We start from the raw sequence: 21262 nt of genomic DNA, 5'->3' as shown, positions 1-21262 counted from the left end.
TCCGGGGTGGTGGCCCGCCGGCTCGACGTTGTGCGCCGCGCTCGCCCGACACCCCGCCCCGGACCAGGACGACGGACAGGACGACGACCAGGACGACGGTCCGAAGCGCGGGCTGCTCGGTGACGTCCGCAGCCGGGTGCGCCGTCGGGCGGCCGGCCGGTCCGCCCTGCCTCCCTACCCCGCGGCTCGGGGAAGTCCACCGGGGCGTCCCGGGGACGACCGGCCGGAGGGCTCGGGAGCGGTGCCCTCGCCGCGGCGGCGGGCCTGGCTGCGGTAGCGGTCGAGGATGTCCTGGCGGAGGAGGTGGCCGAAGCCGGCGTTCTCCAGGCGCAGGCCCAGGGCGGCCTCGGTCAGGCCGAGGGCGGTGGCGGCCGTGGGCAGGTGCCAGTCGTGGGCGGCGAGGCGGTCCAGCAGGTGGCCGCGGCGGACCTGGGCCTCGGAGAGGCGGAAGGTCTTCAGGTAGAGCACCCGGCCGTCGGCGTCGGTGATGGTCTCGCCGAGGTGGTTCTCCTGCTTGGGACGGAAGTCGGGCAGGAAGCGGCCGAGGGTGAAGCGGCCCATCCGGTGGACGGTCCGCAGCCGGTACTCCGCGGTGACGAGGTCGCGGGCCATGGCGCTGTCGTGGAACGCGGCCCACTCGCAGTCGGCGCGGTCGGCGGCGGCGCGCAGGTCGGCGAGGGTGCGGATCCCGGAACCGCCCAGGTCCGCGCGGAAGTCGGCCACGGGGGCGGACAGCAGCGCGTAGTGGTGGACGAGTTCGCCGTACAGGTCGAGCAGCAGGCTCGGGTGCAGGGCGCGGTAGTCGTCGGGGTGGGGCACGACGAAGGCGGCGGCGAGCACGTCCGCGGTGTACAGCAGGACGCCGCACTGGCCGGGATGGATCTCGAACACCCGGAGCGCGTCGGCGAGTCCGCGGACCCGGGTGCCCGCGTACGCCTCCTCCTCGCGCGGGGACAGGCCGCGGCGCAGCGCCTGCGCGGACCAGTGCTCCCAGGCGATGGTGGGGCCGCCGAAGTGGAGGGCCAGGTAGCCCTCCAGGGCGAGGTGGAGCGGGAGGAAGCGCAGCCGGTCGGTGCCGAGGCGCTTGGCGAGCCGTAGGCGGGGCAGCCGCATCCGCTCGGGGGGCGGGTCGCCGAGCTGGGTGCCGTACGCGGCGGCCGGGCTGCCGTCACCGGTCCAGTGCGCGACGAAGCCGTGCGGGACGTACGAGGTGTAGTGGATGTCGCGGTGGATCCGGACGGACCCGTACTCGCCCTCGTACAGCTGCTGGTGCAGGCGCAGGTCGGTGACGGGTTCGCCGCGCAGCAGCGGGACGAGGCGGATGCCGCCCCAGACCTGGGCGGGGCCGGTGCTGAGGCCGGTGAGGTCGAGGCGGGCGCGGGGGTCGTTCACCGGGGGTCCTCGGGCGGGGCGGTGGCGAGGAAGCGGGCGGTGCGGGTGGCGAGGTGGGCGGTGAGCTCGTCGAGGTCGGTACGGCCGTCGGCGAAGCGGGCGAACTCGACCAGGGCGGGCAGGTCCTCGGCGTCGCGCAGGCCCGCGGTGGGCACGGTCGGGGCGAGCCGGCGGACGTCGAAGCCGTCGGCGTCGTAGACCGGGTTGAGGTGGACGACCGAGGTGCGGCGGTCCGGATCGAGGCGGGTGCGCCAGACCCGCAGGACCTCGGCGGCCAGCCCGGGCGGGGCGTTGTCCCAGCCGTCGGAGACGATGATCAGCCGGGCCGGGGCGGTGTCCAGGGCGTCGATGATCCGGTGGCCGAGCGGGGTGGCGCCGTGCGGGCGGGCCAGCAGGGCGTCGGTGCGGCCGGAGGTCCACAGCGGGGTGTAGCGCTCGGCGAGGGCTTCGAGCAGGTAGTGGCAGGCGAGGGCGACCGCGAGCGGGCGGCGGCGCTTGGTGCCGGAGCCGGTCGCCGAGTAGCTGTCGTCGAGGACGGCGGCGACGGCGCCCCAGGTGCCGGCCTCGGAACCGGCGGTGCGGCGGGCGGCGGCGCGCAGGGCGGCGGTGAGCTCGGTGCGGCGTTCGGCGCGCTGCGTGGGCGGCAGGGCGAGCACGTAGAGGGCGAGCCGGGTGAGCGGCATCCGGCCGAGGTCGGTGCGGTCGCTGCGGACGGCGCCGGCGCCGAGCTGCTGCGCGTTCTCCTGGAGGCGCAGGCGCTCGAGGCGGGTGAGGTTGGGCGCGATCCTCTCCAGGAACTCGGCGCGCGGGATGCGGTGGCTGCGGGCGAAGCCCTCGGCAACGGTGTAGGGCAGCTCGTAGAGCGCGGCCTTGGTGTAGTGAGCGCGCTGCCAGCTGTCGAGCAGCGGGGTCGTGTAGCGGCCGCGCGGGCCGGCGCCGAACAGGAACTCGCCCAATTCCGGGGCGGCGGGCCGGAGGTGGGCGTGGCGCAGGGCACGCTTGAGGCCGCCGCGGTACTTCACGGCGTCGAGCGCGGCATCGGGCCGGGCGGCCAGCCACTCGCGCAGGACGGCGCGGGTGCGGCGGTTGTTCACGCGGGCCCGGCGCAGGGCGCCGAAGAGCCGGTAGACCCGCTGCGGCGGCAGGAGTCGCAGACGGCGGGCGATCAGCCGGCCCTCGGTGCGGCGCTGCTCCGGGGTGGCGTCGGCGGCGGTCTCCAGCAGCCGGCGGACGATCAGCGCGGCGTTGTGGTCGTTGATGTCGAGGGCGAGCGCGGCGGCGTACGGCTCGCGGTAGTTGCCGAGCACGTACTCGTGCAGGAAGCCGAGCGAGAGCTGCTGCTCGGCCGCGGAGGAGTGGAACTCCCGCTGGCCGGTGGCGGTGATCGCGGCGTTGACGAAGAGCAGGACGTCCTCGGCGGCGATCAGGTCCGCGTAGCCCTCCATGCGGCCTCTTCCGGTCGGCGAACAGGGATGCCGGCCGGGGAGTGGGGGCGCGAGCTGCGAATCATTGCGTTAGAGGCACGTTCCGGAAGTCGCACCGGAGTCCCGCGGCCGGCCCGTCGACCGTAACAGAGCGCCCCGGGTGGCTGTCGCCCGGATTTCGCTCGGGGGCCCGCGGCGGCCGGGAGCGGCGGACGATGTCCGTCGCTCCGCCTGCTGTTCCTTCGGTGTCCAGCCGGCCGCGCGGTGGCCGACTGCGGCTCGCCCCGGTTCGGCCCGGCCCGCCCGCTGCTGTCCGGCCGTCAGATGCGCTGCCGCCGGCCGCCGCTGCCGCGGCCGGTGATGACCGTTGGCCCGCTGCCGTTCGGCCGGGCTGCGGTGCCGCGCCGGGGTCGAGCCTGTCTCGGCTGCCGTCCGCTCGTCGTTCCTCCGGGCGGTGCTCGGGGAGGTGGACGATCGCCGTCATTTGGCGGTCTGACCTGCGCAGACGATAATGACCAGCGCCGATGTGAAACAACTGAAAGGGAGCCGGAGCTGTGCGAGTGACGGGGAGGGGCATCGCGGTGGCGACCGCGGGAGCGGCGCTGACGATGGTTCTGGCGGGCTGCGGCGGGGAGCCCCACAGCAGTGCGGCGGGGGCGAGCCCGGCCGGGGACAAGGCGGCGAACAAGCGGACCGACGCTCCGACCGTGCTGATGGCCGCGTCCAAGAAGACCGCGGAACAGGCCTCGTACCGGACCGTCCAGACGGGGGAGGGCGGCTCCGACAAGTCCGAGATGCTCTTCCAGCGGCAGCCGTACGCCTCGTCCATCACGTCGACGGTGAAGCAGACCGCGGACAACCCCACCGGCGTCACCCAGATGATCGTCACGGGCGACGCGGCCTACATCAAGTCGGACCGGATACCGGGCAAGAACTGGTACCGCATGGACGCGCCGACGAACAGCGGCCCCTCCAACGCGCGGGCTGCGGGGTCGGTCAACGAAGTCGCCGGCGCGCTCGCCGCCACCGCGTCCACCGCGTGGGTCGGCGAGGAACAGGTGGGCGGTCGGGCGGCCGACCACTACCGCGGCACGGTGGTCTTCGAGGAGCTGGCCCACTACACCGGGCCCGCCATCAAGGACGAAGTGCGCGACTACTACGTCCAGTCGGCCAAGCGGCGGGGCGACACCTCCGCGGTCCTCGACGTGTGGGTCGGCAAGGACGACCTCGTCCTGAAGTCACAGCAGGTCACCACCGGCAGCAAGGGGCAGGCCCAGGTCTTCGAGGAGTACTCCGACTTCGGCGCCGTCCCGGCCATCACAGCGCCCCCCGCCGAAACCGTCGGCACCTGGGACGAGTTCATCGCGGGCATGGCGAAGCACTAGAAGCACTGGACGAGTGGTTCCGAAGCCGGCCGGCTTCGCCGGTTCTGCTCCGGACGTGCAGGAGGGTGTCCGGCATCGGGTGGTGGCGACCGGGGAGCCCCGGATGGACCGCGGGTATTCCCGATGGAAGGATCGACCCTGTCCTGTTCGCTGACGCACCTGTCAGTCACGCACACGCACACTTCCGGGGGGAAGATGACGACGCGCACCACCCCACTGTCCGCTGCCACGGCCCTGGCCGGGGCCGCGGTGCTCCTGCTCGCCGGATGCGGCAGCAAGGAGGCGCCAGCCCTGACGTTCGGCTCCGCCCAGCCGTCGGGCAACCGGCTCGCCGCGCAGCCGCCCTCGGGTCGCGCGCTGGCCCTGGCCCAATGGCCGCACGGCTGCGAGGTGCTGAGCGACGCCGAGATCAAGGCCATCCTGCCGCAGGCCGACGGCATCAAGCGGCAGCCGGTCAAGGTCACCATCATCAACTTCGACCCGTTCTCCACGGCGGACCAGGGCACGACGGGCGATGTGCCCGAGGGCGGCTGTAAGTTCAGCTTCGGCCTGCCCGACACGTACGAGAGCTCCGGCAACAGCAGCATCAAGCTCACCTTCACCGCCGTCGCCGATCCCGCGCTCGTCGCGAAGAGCTACGCCGACGACCTGGCCCGCGCCCGTGACGACGCGACCAAGTACCACAAGGAGTTCGAGGACCTCGGCACGTCGCTGGGCCCGCAGGGCTGCTACGCCGACGACCTCGCCCGGGGCAACCTGACCTGCCACCAGGGACCGTACGGGTTCGAGGTGAGCGGCACCTCGACGGCCCACGGCGTGGGGGAGTACCCGAAGGCGGACCGGAACTGGAGCGACAAGGTGCTGCGCCAGGTCGTCCGCACCCTCAGCGCGCGCATGCCGTGACGGCGGCGGCGATCGGCCCCTTGGCGGCCGATCGCCGGCGTGGTCGCAACGACCGGGGCGGCGGTGTCCCCGGGGCCGGCGGAGGCCGGCGGAGTGTTTCAGGCCGGCAAGGCGGCGAACTCCACCGGCACCTTGCGTCGTGAGGCGATCGCGCATCTGCTCGTAGGACAGTCGGCGGTGGACCACGGCCCGGCCGGTGACCTCGGTGATGACCTCGGTGATGACCTCGGTGATGATCGCGGCGATGTCGTCGTGGCCGAGTGCCTCGGGGCCGGTGAGGACCGGATCGGCCGCTCCCGAAAACGGGAGACCGCCCGGAACGGCAGGCCGAAGAACAGCCGGGGGCAGGGGACTTGGGCCCGCTGGTACTGCCGGTCCCGATCACACACGAGCCGGTGGCCGCGCTCGTCGCCACTCCGGACGAGTGCCCCCCGCCCCCTCGCCAAAGCCCTCCTCGCCAAAGCCATTTCGCCAAAGCCCCCCTCGCCAAAGCCATTTCGCCAAAGCCCCCCTCGCCAAGGCCATTTCGCCAAGGCCTCCTTGCCAAGGCCCCCGGCCAGTCCGCCCCCCTTGCCGAGGCCCTCGCCGGCCGTGCCCTCCCGTTCCTCCTCCCCGGGCGGAGAGGCGCCTGAGGATCGGGGCTCCGAAGCGCCCGATAGGTAGTTGGTCGACATATGTCGAGCGATGGCTTATGTTCGTGACGTGGCCCTGGCGCACCGTCAGCCGACCGGCGACGGCAGGGCGCCACCGCCGATTCCCGTGTTCCCGTTCCGTGAGAGGAGCGCAGTGCACCGTCACGCCCGCACGCCCAAGGCCCTCGGCGCCGGCATAGCCGCCGCCCTGAGCCTGGCCGCCCTGGCCGCCCCGACCGCCGCCGCCGACACCGCGCCCGCGCAGGCCGCCGGCGACCCCGTCCCCGGCGTGGTCGCCGGGCAGGACACCGCCGCCCCGCAGCTGGTCACCGGCCTGAGCGATCCCGCCCCCGGCGACCCGGCCGCCGCCGCCCGCGCCCACCTGGCCGCCCACCGCGACCGCTACCGGGTCGACCCCGCCCGGCTCGCCGAAGCCGGTACCGAGAGCGGCCCCGACGGACGGCGCACCGTCAGGTTCCAGCAGAACGAGGGCGGCGTCCCCGTGCTCGGCGGCCAGTACCTCGTCCACCTCGCCGGCGACGGCGCGGCCCAGCACGTCGAGGCGGTCGGCGGCAGGTTCTTCACCGGCCTCACCGCCCCCACCGAGCCCACCGTCGCGGGCGAACTGCTGCGCACCGCCGCGCTCGGCGCGCTGCCGGACGCCGCCCGCGCCAAGGCCACCGCCGATGACGCCGGCCTGGTGATCCTGCCCGACGGCGCCGGGAAGCTGACCCGCCACTACACCGTGCGCGGCGCCGGCGCCGACGGCACCCCGCTGACCCGTGACGTCTACGTGGACGCCACCGCCGGCGTCGTCGTCCTCGCCCACGACGCCCGCACCCCGTCCAGGACCGCCGCCCGCCCCGAGGCCGTCGCGCCCCCCGCGGCCGCCCCCGGCCCCGCCCCGGCCACCGTCACCCCCGCCACCGGCACCGCCCCCGACGTCCACGGCACGAGCGTGAACGTCAACATCGCCCGCCAGGCGGACGGCAGTTACCAGCTCACCGACCTCACCCGTCCCGCCGCGATCACCACCTACGACGCGGCCGGCCGCGACGTCGGCGACTTCGACCGCATCCCCGCCGACGCCCGCCCCGCGAGCTCCCCGACCCCCGACTTCCCCGCCGCCACCGGCGCCGACGGCGCCACCGACGCGCACGTCAACGCCGGTGTCGTCTACGACTTCTACCGCGACCGCCTGGGCCGTCCGGGCCTGGACGGCAAGAACGGCCCGATCGTCTCCGTCACCGGAGTCACCGCCGGCGGCCGCGCCTTCCCCAACGCCTACTGGGACGGCAGCAAGATGATCTACGGCGGCGGGGACGACACGTACTTCCCGTTCGCCGCCGCCCTCGACGTCTCCGCCCACGAGATGACCCACGGTGTCATCACCAACAGCGCCAACTTCGCCTACCTCGGCCAGTCCGGCGCCATGGACGAGGCGCTCGCCGACTACTTCGGCAACGCCATCGAGGTCACCACCCGCGGCATCGCGATGGACGACCCCGGAGCCGCGCTGCTGGGCGAGGGCCTGTGCCGCACCGGCACCCCGCAGGCCTGCGCCACCCGCCACCTGGACGACCACCACACCACCGTCGACGACTACGTCGGCGCCTCCCTGGACACCGACAGCGGCGGCGTCCACCTCAACTCCACCATCTTCGGCGGAGCCCTGTGGGACATCCGGCGCACCCTGGACCCGCTCGTCGCCGACCGCGTGATCTACCGCGCGCTCACCGAGTACATGACCCCGCTCGACGACTTCGTCGCCGGCCGCAACGCCGTCCTGGCCGCCGGCCGCGCCGGCGGCCTGACCCACGCCCAACTGCGCACCGTCGCCGCCGCGTTCGACGCCCACGGCATCAAGGCCGGCTGGCAGCGCAAGCTCGGCCTGGACAGCCATGTCCTGCTCAGCGGCATCACCAACAACATGGCCGCCCCGGTGGTCGCCGACGGTCACTGGGTGATGCTCGCCAACACCGACGCCACCCGCAAGAGCACCGCCCTGTACACCGGTACCGTCACCGGCGGCGCCACCCCGGTGCGACTGAGCCCCGACGACGGCCGCTACCACAGCTGGGCGGCCACCGACGGCACGAACGCGGTGTGGAAGGCCGTCGGCAAGGACGCCCAGGGCGTCTTCGGCTACGAGCTGCTGAGCGCGCCGCTGACCGGAGCCGGCCCGGTGCGCAGCATCTACCACGACGCCCGGCTGGAGCCGCAGAACATCCGCACGGCCGGCGGCGACATCGTCTACACGCTCCGGGACTTCACCACCGACACCACCCGCATCCACGTCGTCCACGGCGACGGCCGCCCGGAGACGGTGATCCCGCTGCCCGCCGGCCACGGCGTGGGCGGCCTCGACCTGAACGGCGGCGTCCTCGCCTGGACCGAGAGCTGGACGTCCGGCCAGGACTACGTCAACGCGCCGACCGCGTACTCGCTCGCCGATGGCAAGGTCACCGCCCAGTACGTGCCCGCCGACCCGAAGGACCTGACCGACGCCGTCCACCTGGCCGGCGGCCGCATGCTGTGGGTCCAGACCCCGCCCACCGGGCGCGCCACGATCCGCTCCGGCGCCCTGGACGGCTCGGGCGTCACCGACCTCCTGCCGGCCGACTCCACCGCCCCCGAGCCGCACCAGCTCACCGTCTCCGAGAACGCGGTCACCTACGTCTCGCGCACCGGGCGGGTCCACGACGACTGGACCAACGCCCAGACCGCCAAGCTGTGGCAGCTCCCGCTCACCGGTGGCGCCCCCGAGCGCGTCTCCTGCGACCGCGGCTCCCAGGACTCGCCCGTCGCCGACCGCGGCACCCGCGTCGTGTGGCTGGACGCCACCGCCGGACGCACCGACCTGGTCACCCGCGAGCGCCCCGCCGGCGCTCCCTGCGCCGGCGAGTCCGCGCCCCGGTAGCCCGCGGGTCGGCGAAGACCGCGTCGGCGACCACGGGGCGGGTGCGCAGCCGGAGGACCTCCCGGCGGGCGGGGGAGCCGTACCCCGCGCGCACCCGCCCCCGGACCATGGACAAGGACGCCCGGACCGCGAGACGGGAGCCGTCTGCGGCCTCGGGGAACGTCGGGGCAGCCGGGAGCGGCTGCCCCGACCGCACTCAGGCCTCGCCCACCGTGACGACCTCGTGGCACGCCGTGTACGGGCGGTCCGCCTCGACCCGCAGGACCCACGTCCCCTCCGGGGCCGTCAGTTCGGCGGCCACCCCGCCCGCGCCGTCCGGCAGCATCGTCACCGGCTCCGCGTCGTCGAGTGGTCCGGAAGGAGGGGCCAGACGGGCCCGGAGCGTCCGTTCGGCGACCGTCGGCCCGGTCGCCCGGACTGTGAACGGCACGCCCGCCAAGGCGAACTCGGGCACCTCGATGCCGAAGGCGGCGTCCCCGTCGAGCATCCGGCGGGTGGGCCTGCTGCGCCGGATCGCACGGAGCTGATGCCGCAGGGACTCGGCGCCGGCCATGCCCGAGTGGCGTTCGCCGTTCCACAGCGCGTCGTCCTCGCGCTCCAGCGCCCAGGAGGCCACGGCCGACCCGCCGGGTACGGTGCCGTCACCGCTCCACTCCCCGTCGTTGTCCAGGCGTGTCACGAACTCCAGCGTCCCGTCGGCGCCGACCACGACACCGTGCACGGTGGGGTGCGCCCTCCCGGCGAAGCAGTGCACCCGGTAGGGCGGGGCGGTGAGTCCGGTTTGGTTGCGCTCCCATGCCTCGTCGATGTCCCGGTGGAACGCGAACGCCTCTTCCACCAGCTCGGTGGGCAGATCCGGCACGGGCACCCGGGTCAGCAGGCGCCGCCCGTCGTCGGCCCCGTCGAACACGGCCTTGTACCGGGGCAGCAGTTGGGCGACGGACGGGAAGGACCGCGCCAGGCGGGCCAGCCTCTCGTTGACCGACAGGACGCGCTCGAACGCCCGCGTGGCCATGGTCCGCGGCTCCACGGCGTGGCCGGTGAGCACCCGGACCGCCTTGGCGGCCCCCCGGAACGGTGTGCCCAGGGTGACCAGGGCACGGGTGTGCTCGCGTCCGCCGAGGCACTCCAGGTAGTAGCGGGCGACCAGACCGCCCATGGAGTGGCACAGGAGGATCAGCTGCGGCGGGTCGTCGTGGGCCTCCGGGTGGACGCCGGGAGCGAGTTCCCGCCACTCGGCCAGGGCCGTGTCGACCCGGTCCCGCAACCTCCGCGCGGTGAGCCGGTTGGAGAGGCGCCAGTCGTAGGGGAACACCAGGAACTGCTTCGGATGGGGTGCCCGCTCCGTGCCGTCGGCGCCGCTCCAGCCGAGGGCCGCCCGGACGTCGGGGTACCCCAGGCTGGACACGAGACCGGGCAGCGCGTCGGGGCTCTTCAGGAGCCGGTCGGCCGTCAGCGCCCAGGGCCCCTCGGGCGCCTCGTCGCCGATGCCCGGCGGCAGCATCAGGCTTTCCACCGCCCGCCCGGGCTTGCGGAGGCCGAGCAGTGCCTGCTTCGACTGGTTCCAGACGTCCTTGCCGTCGCGCGTCAAGCGCGTGCCGATGATGCCCGGTACGAAGACGACCAGGTCGTGGTCCATGTGGTGGTTCCCCGCTCTCTTCCGTGCCGCCGTCTTCCTGCCCGCCCGCCGTCCCCGCCCGCGGTCCCCGCCCGCCGTCCCCGCCCGCGGTCACGCCCGCCGCAGCGCAGCCGCCATCCGGTCCTGGGGGATCCTCACCTGGTCGCAGCGGTCGCGGCCCTGGAGGAACAGCGTCAGTCCGTGACGCGGGCCGTACGTGGCGCTCGCTGCCCGCACCTCCATGCCGCGGTACGGGATCGCCAGCTCAGCGAGCCCGGCGTCCGCGGCTGCGTCCCGCACGGTGACGCTCCCGGCTCCGCCGAACGCCAGCAGCAGTGGCTGCCGGGCCGTCCCCGCGAACGCCAGCGCGGTGGGCGGGCCGTGCGGGGCGGAGAACCGGCCGGCCGACCACGCGCCGTCGTCGTACTCGGCCAGCCGCACGGTGCCCGCCTCGGTCCAGGCCACCAGGGGCACTCGCGCACGGCCGTCGAGGCGGGTGGTCAGGACGACGCCCACCCGCCGGTCGGGGGCGGCGGTGCGTCGTTCCACGCGGCGGAAGCCGCTCGCGGTGCTCTGCCACAGGGTCAGCTCGTCGCCGCAGTCCGCCACGACCCAGGTCCGTCCGTCCGCGGTGTGCGCGGCCACGTCGCACACCTTCACCTGCGCGGCCTCGATGGCGGGCTGCGCGGTCCACGCCCTGCCCTTCCGGCCGTAGGGGACCACCCGCCGGCCGTCGGGGACGAACAGCAGGCACCCTTCTCCGGGGGCGGGTACGAGCGCGAGACCGCCGACCACCTCGTTGACGTCGCCGTCCAGGTCGATCGGGTCGTCCTCGCCCCACTCTCCGAGGTCCTCGCCCAGCCGCCACACCCGCACGCGGCGCCCGGCCGCAGCCGCCGCGAGCCACCCGCCGTCGTGCCACAGCGCGGACACCGCCGTGACCCGTTTCCCCTGGGAGAACCCGAGCCCCGGACCGGCCTGACCGCGCAACGGGGTGTGCGCACCGAGCAGCACCCGCTCGCCGACCGCCCGCGCCAGCAGCACCGACCCCGAGGACGCCGTCGCGACGGCCATCCGGGGCCACGACTCGTCCCTCGCCGGCGGCGGGGCCGAACCGGCGCCGGTCAGCGCCGCGGTGTCGACCACCCGGACCTCGTCACCGTCCCCGACGGCCAGCCGTCCGGTGCCGGTGGGGTCGAACGCCAGGCCGCTGCGGGGCTCGGCCAGCCGCAGCACCGCGTCGACCGTCTCGTCGGTGAGGCTCCGCACCCGGACCCGCCCGCTCTCATGGAGAGCGAGCAGCGGCGTGGCACCCCGCTTCCCGAGGGCGATGTGCCGGGCCGGGGAGTCGAACCGCGCCATGCGGACGACCTCCGGGGCCCCGTGCCCCGGGGCGGACACCCGCCACACCGCAACGGCGTCCTGGTCGGCGCCCGCCCCGGCCACCGCCACGAATCCGTGGTCGGCGTCGTCGGCGAGGGCTGCGGCGGCGTGGTGGCGAAGGTTCGGCGCGCCGGTGATCTCCCAGGCGCCGCGCGTCAGGGGCCGGTCGCCGTACCGTTTGCCGTGCAGCTCGTGCAGGACCAGCGAATCGCCGGCGGTGAGCAGGAAACAGCGGTCCCGCAACGCGAGCAGGGCCACCCGCTCCGCCGGCACCGGCAGGATGTCGTGGCGCACGTCCCGGTCGTCGGACGCGCCGCCCGGGGCCACGGCCACGTGCCACGCCCACACCCGGTAGCCGTCCGCCGCCACGACCTGGACGCCGTCGCCGCAGGGGGCGGCGTCCAGGGCGCGGATGCCGCCGTCCCAGCCGTAGGTCCGGCGGGGGAGGCTCTCATCCCCCGACCACAGGTGCAGGGACCGGCCGTCGTGCGAGACGGTGATGCGGCGTCCCCGTACGGAAGCCTCACGGACCGCGACGAAGGGGGCGTCCCGCACCCGGTCCCGCGCGGCCCGCCGGGTGTGGACGTAGGCGCCCGTCCCGGCCCGTCGCCCGACGATCTCACCCCGCCCGCCGACAGAGATCAGGCCGCCGCCCGTCCGGCTCCAGTCCAGGGCCAGGGCACCGCCGAGCGGGGCGGGCAGCGTCAGCTCCGCCGGCCGCGGGGGCGAGTCCGTCCACACTTCCCGCCATCCGCGCTCCGCGAACCCCGGCAGCCGGTCGAGCACCTCGTGGATGTCCGGGTGGCCGACGAACGCCTCGGCGGCGAGCACCGCTCTGCGCAGTGCCGGCCCCGGGTGGTCCCGGAACCTGCTGCCGACCCGCCGGTAGAGATCGGCTCCCTCACAGGTGCCGGCCACCTGCCCGGTCAGCGGCAGCATCACATCCGGCTCCGTGTGGACCAGGAACTCCGGGTCCAGGAACAACTGCTCCAGGGGGCGCGGCTCGTCCGGCGGATCGTCAGGACCCACCGGCACCTGGGCGGCATGCGCGCCCAGGTAGGTCCGGGCGTATTCGTGAGCCGACTCCCAGTCGCCTGCGGGCCGGTACAGGGCATCGAAGACCGCGCGGTGTGCGTCCCCCTCGGTCAGCCGGGCCCGCTCCAGCAGGGCCGTGCCGTAACTGGCGTGGTCGAGACGGTGCAGCGGAGGCAGGCCCGGCCGGTGTTCCGTGGTGATCAGGACGCCCCTGAGCCGGTGGAGCACGGCGTCGAGCATTCCGCGCGTGATCTCGGGAGTGCGCCTTCGGCGCAGCTTGTTGGCCAGGACGAGCCAGAGGTCGGGATCGGCGAGGCCGGGGCCCTGGACCACGGCGAGTGGCAGCAGCAGTTCGGCGAACCGGTCGTGGTCCCCGGGGTCGAGCACGTCGAGCTCGTCGGTCATGCGCGCGCGCAGTTCACCGCCTCCGCGCCGGACGAAGAGGTCGAGCGCCTCGGCGGAGAGCGGAGCGGACTGCCGGGCTAGTGCGCGGGCCGCCAGGCGGGCGACGAGGAACCTGCGGCCGCAGCGCCGTGCCACCAGGGCGGCCGCCTCACGCCGCGGTGCCGCGTTCTCCGGTCCCGCGTAGGGGGAGCCCGGGGTGTCGGACAGGAGGGTGGACACGAGCGCGGCGACGTCGCGCTCGGTGTCCCGGTCCAGGTCCAGGTCCAGGACGGGGGAGGTGCGCTCGAGGGCGTCGATCAGCGACTCGCGTGCCCCGCCGTCGACCGCCCGGCGAGGGTGGGCGCGGGTGCCGACGACCAGCTTCACGCCGGGTCGGCGGGAGAGGGGGTTGAGCAGCCTGCGGGCGATCTCGTGGGCCTGTCCGGGCATGGCCTCGTCCAGGCCGTCCACGAGCAGGGTGACGCCGCCGACGCGTTGCACCAGCGCGCCGATCCGCTCCACCACCTCCCGCGCGGTGGTCCCCGCATCGTGCGTCGTCTCGGCGCCCAGCGGAGCGAGAGCCCCGAGCAGGGAGCGGGCCAGGGTGTGCAGGGACATCCCGTGGCAGGAGACCGCCCCGTGGATCGAGCCGGGCCGAGGCACGGTCTGCGGGGGCGGCTGCGGTTCCAGGGCCCGCACGCGACGGCGTACCGACAGCAGGGCCAGCCGCGCGAGGAGCGCCGTCTTGCCGGTCCCGGCCGGGCCGGTGACCACCAGCATGCCCCGGCTCTGGGAGGCCGTCCAGGTCACCAGCCGGCTGAGCGGACGCACCCGGCCCGAGAAGTGGTTCGGCAGCAGACCGTCGTTGACCGGCCCGAACCGCTCCGGCACGAGCCAGGGTTCCCGGTCGGGCGGTAGGTCGGCGGAGCGGTAGACGGCGTCGGAGGAGTCGTAGTGCGGGTTGTGCAGGAACCTGCGGCTCAGGGACCGGACCTCGACGTACGCGGGCCGCAGTGCGGCGTCCTCGTAGCCGGCGGTGACGGCACGACGGTCGATGGCCTCCAGCAGGTCCGGCACCAGGAGGAAAGGGGCCGTCGGCTCGAACGGGCGGACCGTGCCCTCCAGTTCGAGGCTCCGGTCGGCGAGGGTGTCCTGGACCCAGTCCACCCACAGGCTCTCCTCCACCGGGCGGTCGGCGCCCGCAGTGGCGAGGACCACGAACCCGTCGCGGTCACGCCCGGAGTCCTGGTGGCGCTGCAGGGCGTCGTGCAGCCAGCGGGTCCCGTGGAGGGCCTGCTGCGACTCGCAGGCGTCGATGATCACCAGCAGGTCGGAGCCGCGCACCTTCGCCAGGCGCTCCAGGAGACGGGTGAAGGGCATCGCCCGGGTGGCCACGGGGTGCGGCCGGCCGGGCTCGTAGCTGCCGCGGCAGGCGAGGACGTAATCGTCGTGTTCGGTGGCGTGGCCGTGGCCGGTCCAGTAGAGGATCTTCCGGGCGGCGTCGGCGGCGACGAACCGCCTGAGCCCCTCGTCCACCTGTCGGAGGGTGCCGTCACCCTCGAGGTTCTCGGCGCGGCCGAAACCGAGCAGGTCGCACAGCGCCACGAACGTGCTGCGGGCCCGCAGGACGTGCCGCCGGTCACGCAGCCCGCCGCGCTCGCCGTACTCGGCGATGGCGACCGAGCCGACCAGGCCGGTCGACCGCAGCGCGTCCCGTCTGATCTCGACATCGGCAGACAACCCGCAGCCCTCCCGCACCTATACTGGTCGATCCACGTGACGCATGTCACGGAATCGCCGAACAGGGCCTCGGAAGGGGCGGGTTGATGACCCTCATGGACAGGTTCACCGTGGTCGGGCGCCAGACCGACTGCCACGTCTTCGAAGGGGACGGGACCAGTCCGATCACCGAGGACAACATGCGGGTGAAGTACGTGCCCGAGCATGTGGAACTGCCCTACGAGGTGGCCGAATGGCGGCGCGAGATCGAGGCGGAGGAGGCCCGCAGGGAGGCGGCCGGCGAGCCGTACCGCTGGAACAATCCGCGCTTCGCGGTGCGGCGCCTCGTCGTCTCCCGCGCCCACACGACCGAAGTCCCGGTCGCCACCCTCACTCTGTGCGACGCCGACTACTACGACTTCCTCGCCACGTCGATCAATCTGGACCGCAGGCAGAAGAACGGCCTGACCCTGCGTCAGCAGCACCTGGAGGGCAAGGACCTCACGGCGGTGCCGGCGTTCATGTTCTGCAGCTTCGGTGTCAACGTCGCCGTCGAGACCGGCAAGGACGGCAGGATGCTGTTCTCCCGCCGCAGCGCCCGGGTCGCCGGCCCCAACACGTCCAAGTGGAACTCCTCCGCCAACGAGGGACTCGCCCGCAACCACGACCTCTCCGCCGACGGGCGGGTCGACCTGTACGCCGCCGCCCGCCGGGCGTTGCGCGAGGAACTGGCCGTGCTGGATTCGGACGAGGCCGACCTCGAACTCCTCGGTTTCGGCCTGGACATGCGCAACAACCAGTGGGCCGCCTTCTTCCGAGCGGTCCTCACCGACCTGTCCGAAGCGGACCTGCGGGTGCGCTGGAGCCGGGGCGTGGTCGACAAGTGGGAGCACGAGGCCCACGCCTTCGTCGACGCCGCCCCGGAGTCGGTCCTGCGGTTCATCCGCGACGAGCCCGCCGAGTCATGGACACCGTGCGCGCCCGCGCTCTTCTACCTTGCGCTGGTCCGCGGCGCGGTCCGCGCCCGCAGCGGCGACCCCGACGCGCGGTACGAGGTCGAGGCCGTCGAGCGAAGGGTGCTGGCGGAACTCGACGAGGAGGACGACACCTTCTAGCCGTACCGACCAGTGCGGCCGGGGACGCGGCCGGCCGGCGGCTTTCCCGCGAGTGCGGTGTGTCCGCGGTGGTGACGGTCGGTGCGGAGCCGGCCGCGGCAGGCGTCGCGGCGGTCTTGGCTGAGGGGCCCTCTGCCAGGCCGTACGTGGGCCGGCCTATTCTTCGGCAAGGCCGGGAACGACGGCGGTGCGCGGGGCTGGGGGCAGTGGTGGCCGGTGTGGTGGGGATCGACTTGGGTCCGGAGAAGAGGGACCGTCGGGTGATCATTCCCAAAGGCTGGCAGGCACCGGGATCGGCGCCGCGTGCGTCGAGTGCGGCCTCACCCGAACGCCTGACGGATGTGCGCGAACGGCGGTTGCGGCAGGCTCGGCGGCGGTGCGGCCGATCGGACGCATCGGCGTGTCGTGCGGTAGAGCCCGCCGCCGGCCCCCCGGCCGTCGTCCTCGTCGCCTGCGCGATCGGGTTCCGCCCGACACCCGTCGCTGTTCCTCGGGGCCGCCGGCCGCCGTGCTCCTCCCGAGCCGGCGTGCCGCACTGCGGGCGGGTCCGGCGGTGAACGGTCTCCCTCCTCGATCCCGCGAAACGAGTGCGGCCTCAAGCGGACAGGTTCGGCCAGCGCCCGACCAGTAATGGGCATACGGGAGTGCGGCGGGCCCCGGTGCGCTGTGATGGCCGGATTATTCACCAGGGATATGCCAGCCGGTTGGGGTCGGGATGGACGACAAGGCCGATAGAGCGTCGAGGAGCGGGGCCCTCATGTCAGGACAGCGTCCCTGCCACTGCGTCCCCGAATCCCGCAACAGCCGGTCGGACATCGGGGAGGAGCGGTTCCGGGGGCTCTTGGAGGCCGCACCGGACGCGATGGTGATCGTGGACGACGCGGGCCGCATCCGGCTCGTGAACGCGCAGACCGAGTCGCTGTTCGGCTATGGGCGTGCGGAACTGCTGGGCCGGCCGGTGGAACTGCTGATCCCCGGACGCTTCCGCGCCCAGCATGCCGGGCACCGGGAGGCGTACGCGGCGACGCGGCAGGTACGGCCGATGGGAGCGGGCCTTCAACTGCACGGCCTGCGCAAGGACGGCACCGAGTTCCCCGTGGAGATCAGCCTCAGCCCGCTGGAGACCGCCGACGGACTCCTCGTGTCCGCCGCCGTCCGCGACGTCAGCGACCGCAAAGCCGCCGAACAGCGGTTCCGGGGGCTCTTGGAGGCCGCACCGGACGCGATGGTGATCGTGGACGACGCGGGCCGCATCCGGCTCGTGAACGCGCAGACCGAGTCGCTGTTCGGCTATGGGCGTGCGGAACTGCTGGGCCGGCCGGTGGAACTGCTGATCCCCGGACGCTTCCGCGCCCAGCATGCCGGGCACCGGGAGGCGTACGCGGCGACGCGGCAGGTACGGCCGATGGGAGCGGGCCTTCAACTGCACGGCCTGCGCAAGGACGGCACCGAGTTCCCCGTGGAGATCAGCCTCAGCCCGCTGGAGACCGCCGACGGACTCCTCGTGTCCGCCGCCGTCCGCGACGTCAGCGACCGCAAAGCCGCCGAACAGCACATCAACCAGCTGGCCGCCCTCGTGGAGTCCTCCCAGGACGCGATCCTGGCCAAGACCCTCGACGGGTACATCACCTACTGGAACGCCGCCGCCCAACGGCTCTACGGCTACAGCTCCGAGGAGGCGATCGGACGCAATGTGGCCATGCTGGCGCTGCCTGACCGCACCCACGAGATCGGCGTGCTGCTGGAGCGGCTGGCCCGCGGGGAGAAGGTCGAGCACTTCGAAGCCCTCCGCGTCACCCGTAGCGGGCGGCTGCTGGACGTCGACGTCACACTGTGGCCCACCCGTGCCTCCGACGGCACGGTCGAGGGCGCGTGCGCGATCGTGCGCGACATCAGCGACCGCAAGAGGGCCGAGGCCGAGCTCCAGGCCCTGTACGAGCAGCAACGGCACATCGCCCTCACTCTCCAGCGCAGCCTGATGGGCACCCCGCCGGCCATTCCGGGACTCGCCACCGCCAGCCGCTATCTTCCGGCCACCCAGGGCGCCGGGGTGGGGGGCGACTGGTTCGACCTCATCCCGCTGGGAGCCGGCCGGGTCGGCATCCTGATCGGCGACGTGATGGGGCGTGGCCTGGACGCCGCCGCCGTGATGGGCCAGTTGCGGGCCGCCGCCCACGCGCTGGCCAAGACCGGGATGGAGCCCCGCCAGCTGATGCAGGCCTTGGACGCCATCGTCGCCGACCTCGACCGGCCCGACCAACTGGTCACCTGCTGCTATCTCGTCCTGGCCCCGGACACCGGCGAGGTGACTGTCTGCTCGGCCGGGCACCTGCCCGCCTTGCTGGCCGACTCGGCCGGCGGCGTACGGGAGCTCAAGGCCCCCGTCAGCGCGCCGCTCGGCGTCGGCGGCATCCCGCACGAGCAGGCCCGGACCGCCGTCTCCCCGGGCACATCGCTGGTGCTCTACACCGACGGTCTGATCGAGACCCCCGAAAGCGACATCGGCTACCGGCTCGCCGAGCTCAGCCGAACCCTCGACGGTGTCTTCGCCGAAGCCCGCGACCTCGAAGCCGTTGCCGACGGCGTCCTGGCAGCACTGCTGCCCGACGTCGAGGGCCACAACGACGACGTGACCCTGCTCCTGGCCCGGCTTCCCGCCGCCCCGCTGAGCAGTGCCACCATCGACCTGCCCGCCCTCGCCTCCGCCGTCGGCGACGGACGCGCGTTCCTCACCAAGACCCTCGCCTCCTGGGACTGCGCCCACCACGCCGACGACGCCCGGCTCCTGGTCTCCGAGGTCCTCACCAACGCCGTCCAGCACGCCCAGGGCCCTCTCGGTCTCCACCTGCGCCGCACGACCGGGGAACTCACCGTCGAGATCAGCGACCACAGCCCCCACCTGCCCCGGCCCCGCCTGGCCGCCCCCGACGACGAATCAGGCCGCGGTCTTCTGCTCGTCGAGACCCTGGCCGACAACTGGGGCGTCCGCCTCACCGACGACGGAAAGACCACGTGGTTCACCCTCCGGACCCCCGACGCGGGGCGGTGACGGAGCGGCCACGGCGCGAGCCGCCGACCGGATCGACGACCCCGCCGGCCCCGGGAACCGGACCGACGCGGGGTGCCGGGCGGCCTCACTTCACGGGGTGAACCCTTCGATCCTCGTGTCCGTACTCGCACGCTGCGAAGCCTCGCCCGGGAAAGGCCGCCCGCGCCGCAGACGCACGGGCGGGTCCGCTGAACGGCCTACCCGGCTGGGGTGCTGCGCCGTCGGCGGCGGCGCCGGCCCGCCGACCCCCGCCCGCCCGGCGGCCCGCCCCGGGCCGTCGACACCCCCTCCCGCCAGGCCTGCTCGGCCGCGCGCCGGGGCTGCGCACGTTCCGTCCACGACGGCGCTCCTCCGTGCATTCCGACCTTCCGTCCGTCCGCGCCCCGGTCCCGGGAGTGGACGCCGCGTGCCGGGGAAACCGCCGGTCAGCCATGCCGACCCGGGAGAGCCGCGAGATGACCACGGACAGCCAAGCAGCGAACGCCCACCAAGCAGCGAACGCCCACCGGGCACCGAACATCCACCGGGCGCCCATGCAGCGGCGTCACCCTCGCCACGAGCGCCGCGGCGAGGCCCGGCTGCCGGCGATGGCGGCCACCGTGGTGGCGATCCTGCTCTACCTCGCCCTGCCGGAGCCCCTGCTCGTCGGGCCGCGCTACGTCCTGCCGGCCCTGGAGATGCTGCTCCTGATTCCGCTGGTCGCGGTGAACCCGCACCGGATGACCCGTCAGAACCGGCTGTCCAGAGCCCTGTCCCTGGCCCTGGTCGGCCTGATCGGCGTCAGCAACCTGCTGGCCCTGGGGCTGCTCGTCCACGCGCTGGTGGCCACGGACGTCAAGGACGGCGGCTCGCTGCTGATCGCCGCCTTCCAGGTCTGGGCCACCGACGTCATCGTCTTCGGCCTCGCGTTCTGGGAGCTCGACCGCGGCGGCCCGGTCGTCCGCACCCAGGTGCCGCGCGCCGAACTCCCGCTCGCGGACTTCCGCTTCTCCCAGGACGAGAACCACGACGCGGTGGAGGAAGTCGCCGACGGTTCCAGCCGCTCCTGCGACTGGGCCCCGACGCTGGTCGACTACCTCTACGTGTCGGTGACCAACTCCACCGCGTTCAGCCCGACCGACACCATGCCGCTCTCCGCCCGGGCGAAGGTCCTCATGAGCGTGGAGAGCATCGCCGCACTCGTCACGTCCCTGCTCGTCATCGCCCGCGCGGTCAGCGCCCTGCACTGACCGGTCCGCCGCGCCACGACGCGGCGGGGGAGTCCGTCGAGCCGCACCGCGCGGGTGGGCGTGGAGGCAACCGGCGCCTAGGTCCTTTCTTTTGGATCAGCGGGCGGACCAGATGAAGATGCCCGCGATGTGGAGGCCGGCCTGGAAGACGGTGGCGGTCTTCTCGTAGCGGGTGGCCAGGCCGCGCCAGTTCTTCAGGCGGTTGATGCAGCGCTCGACGGTGTTGCGCTGCTTGTAGGCCTCGCGGTCGAAGGCCGGCGGGCGACCGCCTTGCCGGCCCTTGCGCTTGCGGTTGGCGATCTGGTCGACGGGCTGCGGGATCACCGCCCGGATCCCGCGCCGGCGCAGGTGGTCGCGGATGGCCCGCGACGAGTAGGCACGGTCCGCCAGAACCACGAGGGGCCGGGTGCGCGGCCGCCCGATCGGCCTGGGAACGCGCAGGGTGGCCATGACGTGCTCGAACGCTGGTGCGTCGCCGGCCTGGCCGGGTGTGAGGTGGAAGCACAGCGGGCGGCAGCGGCTGTCCGCGGCGAGGTGGATCTTGGTGGTCAGCCCGCCGCGGGAACGTCCGATCGCATGGTGGGCGGGTTCGTCGGCCGGGGCCCCTTTTGACGGGCCCCGGCCGCATTCTGATGGGCACGCACAATCGTGGAGTCGACCGCCACGACCCAGTCCAGGTCGCCCTCGGCGTCGGCCTGGGCGATCAGGGCGGTGAAGACCCGTTCCCAGGTGCCGTCGATCGCCCAGTTCCGCAGCCGGGTGTAGACGCCCTTCCACGAGCCGTACTTCTCGGGCAGGTGCACCCACTGCGAGCCGGTCTGGAACTTCCACGCGATCGCGTCGATCACCTCCCGGTGATCACGCCACCGCCCACCCCGCCTCGGCGTCCGGTCCGGCAACAACGGCTCTATCCGCGCCCACTGCACGTCAGTCAACGGCACGACCAGACCAACGATCCGATGATCGGAAAGAAACGCCCTAGGCCGTGTCTCATAATTGATCTTGTGGTGGGGCGAGGAGAGATAACGGACGCTGCGTGGTCGCGGGTTGAGCCGCTGCTTCCGCAGAGCGACG

General features: G+C 73.8%; 11 protein-coding genes and 1 pseudogene. 6 read left to right on the top strand and 6 right to left on the bottom strand.

Going from position 1 to position 21262, the window contains the following annotated elements; all coding sequences use genetic code 11:
• Nucleotides 1-174 precede the first annotated feature (174 nt).
• Both ACZ6Y7_RS33060 and ACZ6Y7_RS33055 read right to left on the bottom strand, forming a co-directional pair.
• Nucleotides 175-1392, bottom strand: coding sequence for an ARPP-2 domain-containing protein (locus tag ACZ6Y7_RS33060; protein WP_465761631.1), 1218 nt, complete (start codon nucleotides 1390-1392; stop codon nucleotides 175-177).
• The gene (locus tag ACZ6Y7_RS33055; RefSeq protein WP_465761630.1) at nucleotides 1389-2837 is read right to left on the bottom strand and encodes a hypothetical protein; all 1449 of its coding nucleotides are present in this window, start codon (nucleotides 2835-2837) and stop codon (nucleotides 1389-1391) included. Before ACZ6Y7_RS33055 ends, ACZ6Y7_RS33060 begins: the two co-directional genes overlap by 4 nt.
• A gap of 560 nt (nucleotides 2838-3397) precedes the next feature.
• On the opposite strand from ACZ6Y7_RS33055, the gene ACZ6Y7_RS33050 reads away from it, so the two are divergent.
• Both ACZ6Y7_RS33050 and ACZ6Y7_RS33045 read left to right on the top strand, forming a co-directional pair.
• Entirely contained in the window at nucleotides 3398-4201 is an 804-nt protein-coding gene (locus ACZ6Y7_RS33050; RefSeq protein ID WP_465761629.1) for an SCO4651 family lipoprotein, read from the top strand.
• Nucleotides 4202-4396: 195 nt separating this feature from the next.
• Nucleotides 4397-5104: a hypothetical protein gene (locus tag ACZ6Y7_RS33045; protein ID WP_465761628.1), complete on the top strand. Its 708-nt coding sequence runs from the start codon at nucleotides 4397-4399 to the stop codon at nucleotides 5102-5104.
• A gap of 101 nt (nucleotides 5105-5205) precedes the next feature.
• On the opposite strand, the pseudogene ACZ6Y7_RS33040 reads toward ACZ6Y7_RS33045, so the two are convergent.
• Nucleotides 5206-5392 (bottom strand): annotated as a pseudogene (locus tag ACZ6Y7_RS33040) (hypothetical protein); the annotation flags it as partial.
• A 498-nt stretch (nucleotides 5393-5890) separates the two neighbouring features.
• Here ACZ6Y7_RS33040 and ACZ6Y7_RS33035 point away from each other — a divergent pair.
• A complete protein-coding gene (locus ACZ6Y7_RS33035; protein ID WP_465761627.1) occupies nucleotides 5891-8656 on the top strand; it encodes a M4 family metallopeptidase in 2766 nt (921 codons plus the stop codon).
• Nucleotides 8657-8852: 196 nt separating this feature from the next.
• Here the strand turns inward: ACZ6Y7_RS33035 and ACZ6Y7_RS33030 are convergent, their stop codons facing one another.
• Together ACZ6Y7_RS33030 and ACZ6Y7_RS33025 are read right to left on the bottom strand one after the other, a co-directional pair.
• The gene (locus ACZ6Y7_RS33030) at nucleotides 8853-10295 is read right to left on the bottom strand and encodes an alpha/beta hydrolase (RefSeq protein ID WP_465761626.1); all 1443 of its coding nucleotides are present in this window, start codon (nucleotides 10293-10295) and stop codon (nucleotides 8853-8855) included.
• Between the two features lie 90 nt (nucleotides 10296-10385).
• On the bottom strand, nucleotides 10386-14816 hold the full coding sequence (locus tag ACZ6Y7_RS33025) for an AAA family ATPase (RefSeq protein ID WP_465761625.1): 4431 nt from the start codon (nucleotides 14814-14816) through the stop codon (nucleotides 10386-10388).
• An 86-nt stretch (nucleotides 14817-14902) separates the two neighbouring features.
• Here ACZ6Y7_RS33025 and ACZ6Y7_RS33020 point away from each other — a divergent pair, with 86 nt between their 5' ends.
• The 3 genes from ACZ6Y7_RS33020 (at nucleotide 14903) to ACZ6Y7_RS33010 (ending at nucleotide 20188) form a co-directional block, all read left to right on the top strand.
• A complete protein-coding gene (locus tag ACZ6Y7_RS33020) occupies nucleotides 14903-15910 on the top strand; it encodes a translation initiation factor 2 (protein WP_465761624.1) in 1008 nt (335 codons plus the stop codon).
• A 757-nt stretch (nucleotides 15911-16667) separates the two neighbouring features.
• A complete protein-coding gene (locus ACZ6Y7_RS33015; RefSeq protein WP_465761623.1) occupies nucleotides 16668-18959 on the top strand; it encodes a PAS domain S-box protein in 2292 nt (763 codons plus the stop codon).
• A 533-nt stretch (nucleotides 18960-19492) separates the two neighbouring features.
• The gene (locus ACZ6Y7_RS33010; RefSeq protein ID WP_465761622.1) at nucleotides 19493-20188 is read left to right on the top strand and encodes a hypothetical protein; all 696 of its coding nucleotides are present in this window, start codon (nucleotides 19493-19495) and stop codon (nucleotides 20186-20188) included.
• A gap of 96 nt (nucleotides 20189-20284) precedes the next feature.
• Here ACZ6Y7_RS33010 and ACZ6Y7_RS33005 read toward each other — a convergent pair.
• Nucleotides 20285-21135, bottom strand: a protein-coding gene (locus ACZ6Y7_RS33005) for an IS5 family transposase (RefSeq protein WP_465761717.1) whose coding sequence is annotated in 2 segments (ribosomal slippage) — nucleotides 20285-20799 and nucleotides 20799-21135 — 852 coding nt in all. Because the reading frame shifts where the segments join, the coding sequence is not laid out codon by codon here.
• Nucleotides 21136-21262 lie beyond the last annotated feature (127 nt).

It is taken from the genome of Kitasatospora sp. NPDC053308 (assembly GCF_055585785.1).
The sequence above is the reverse complement of the archived record's forward strand: the minus strand, read 5'-3'. Positions and strand labels throughout refer to the sequence as shown.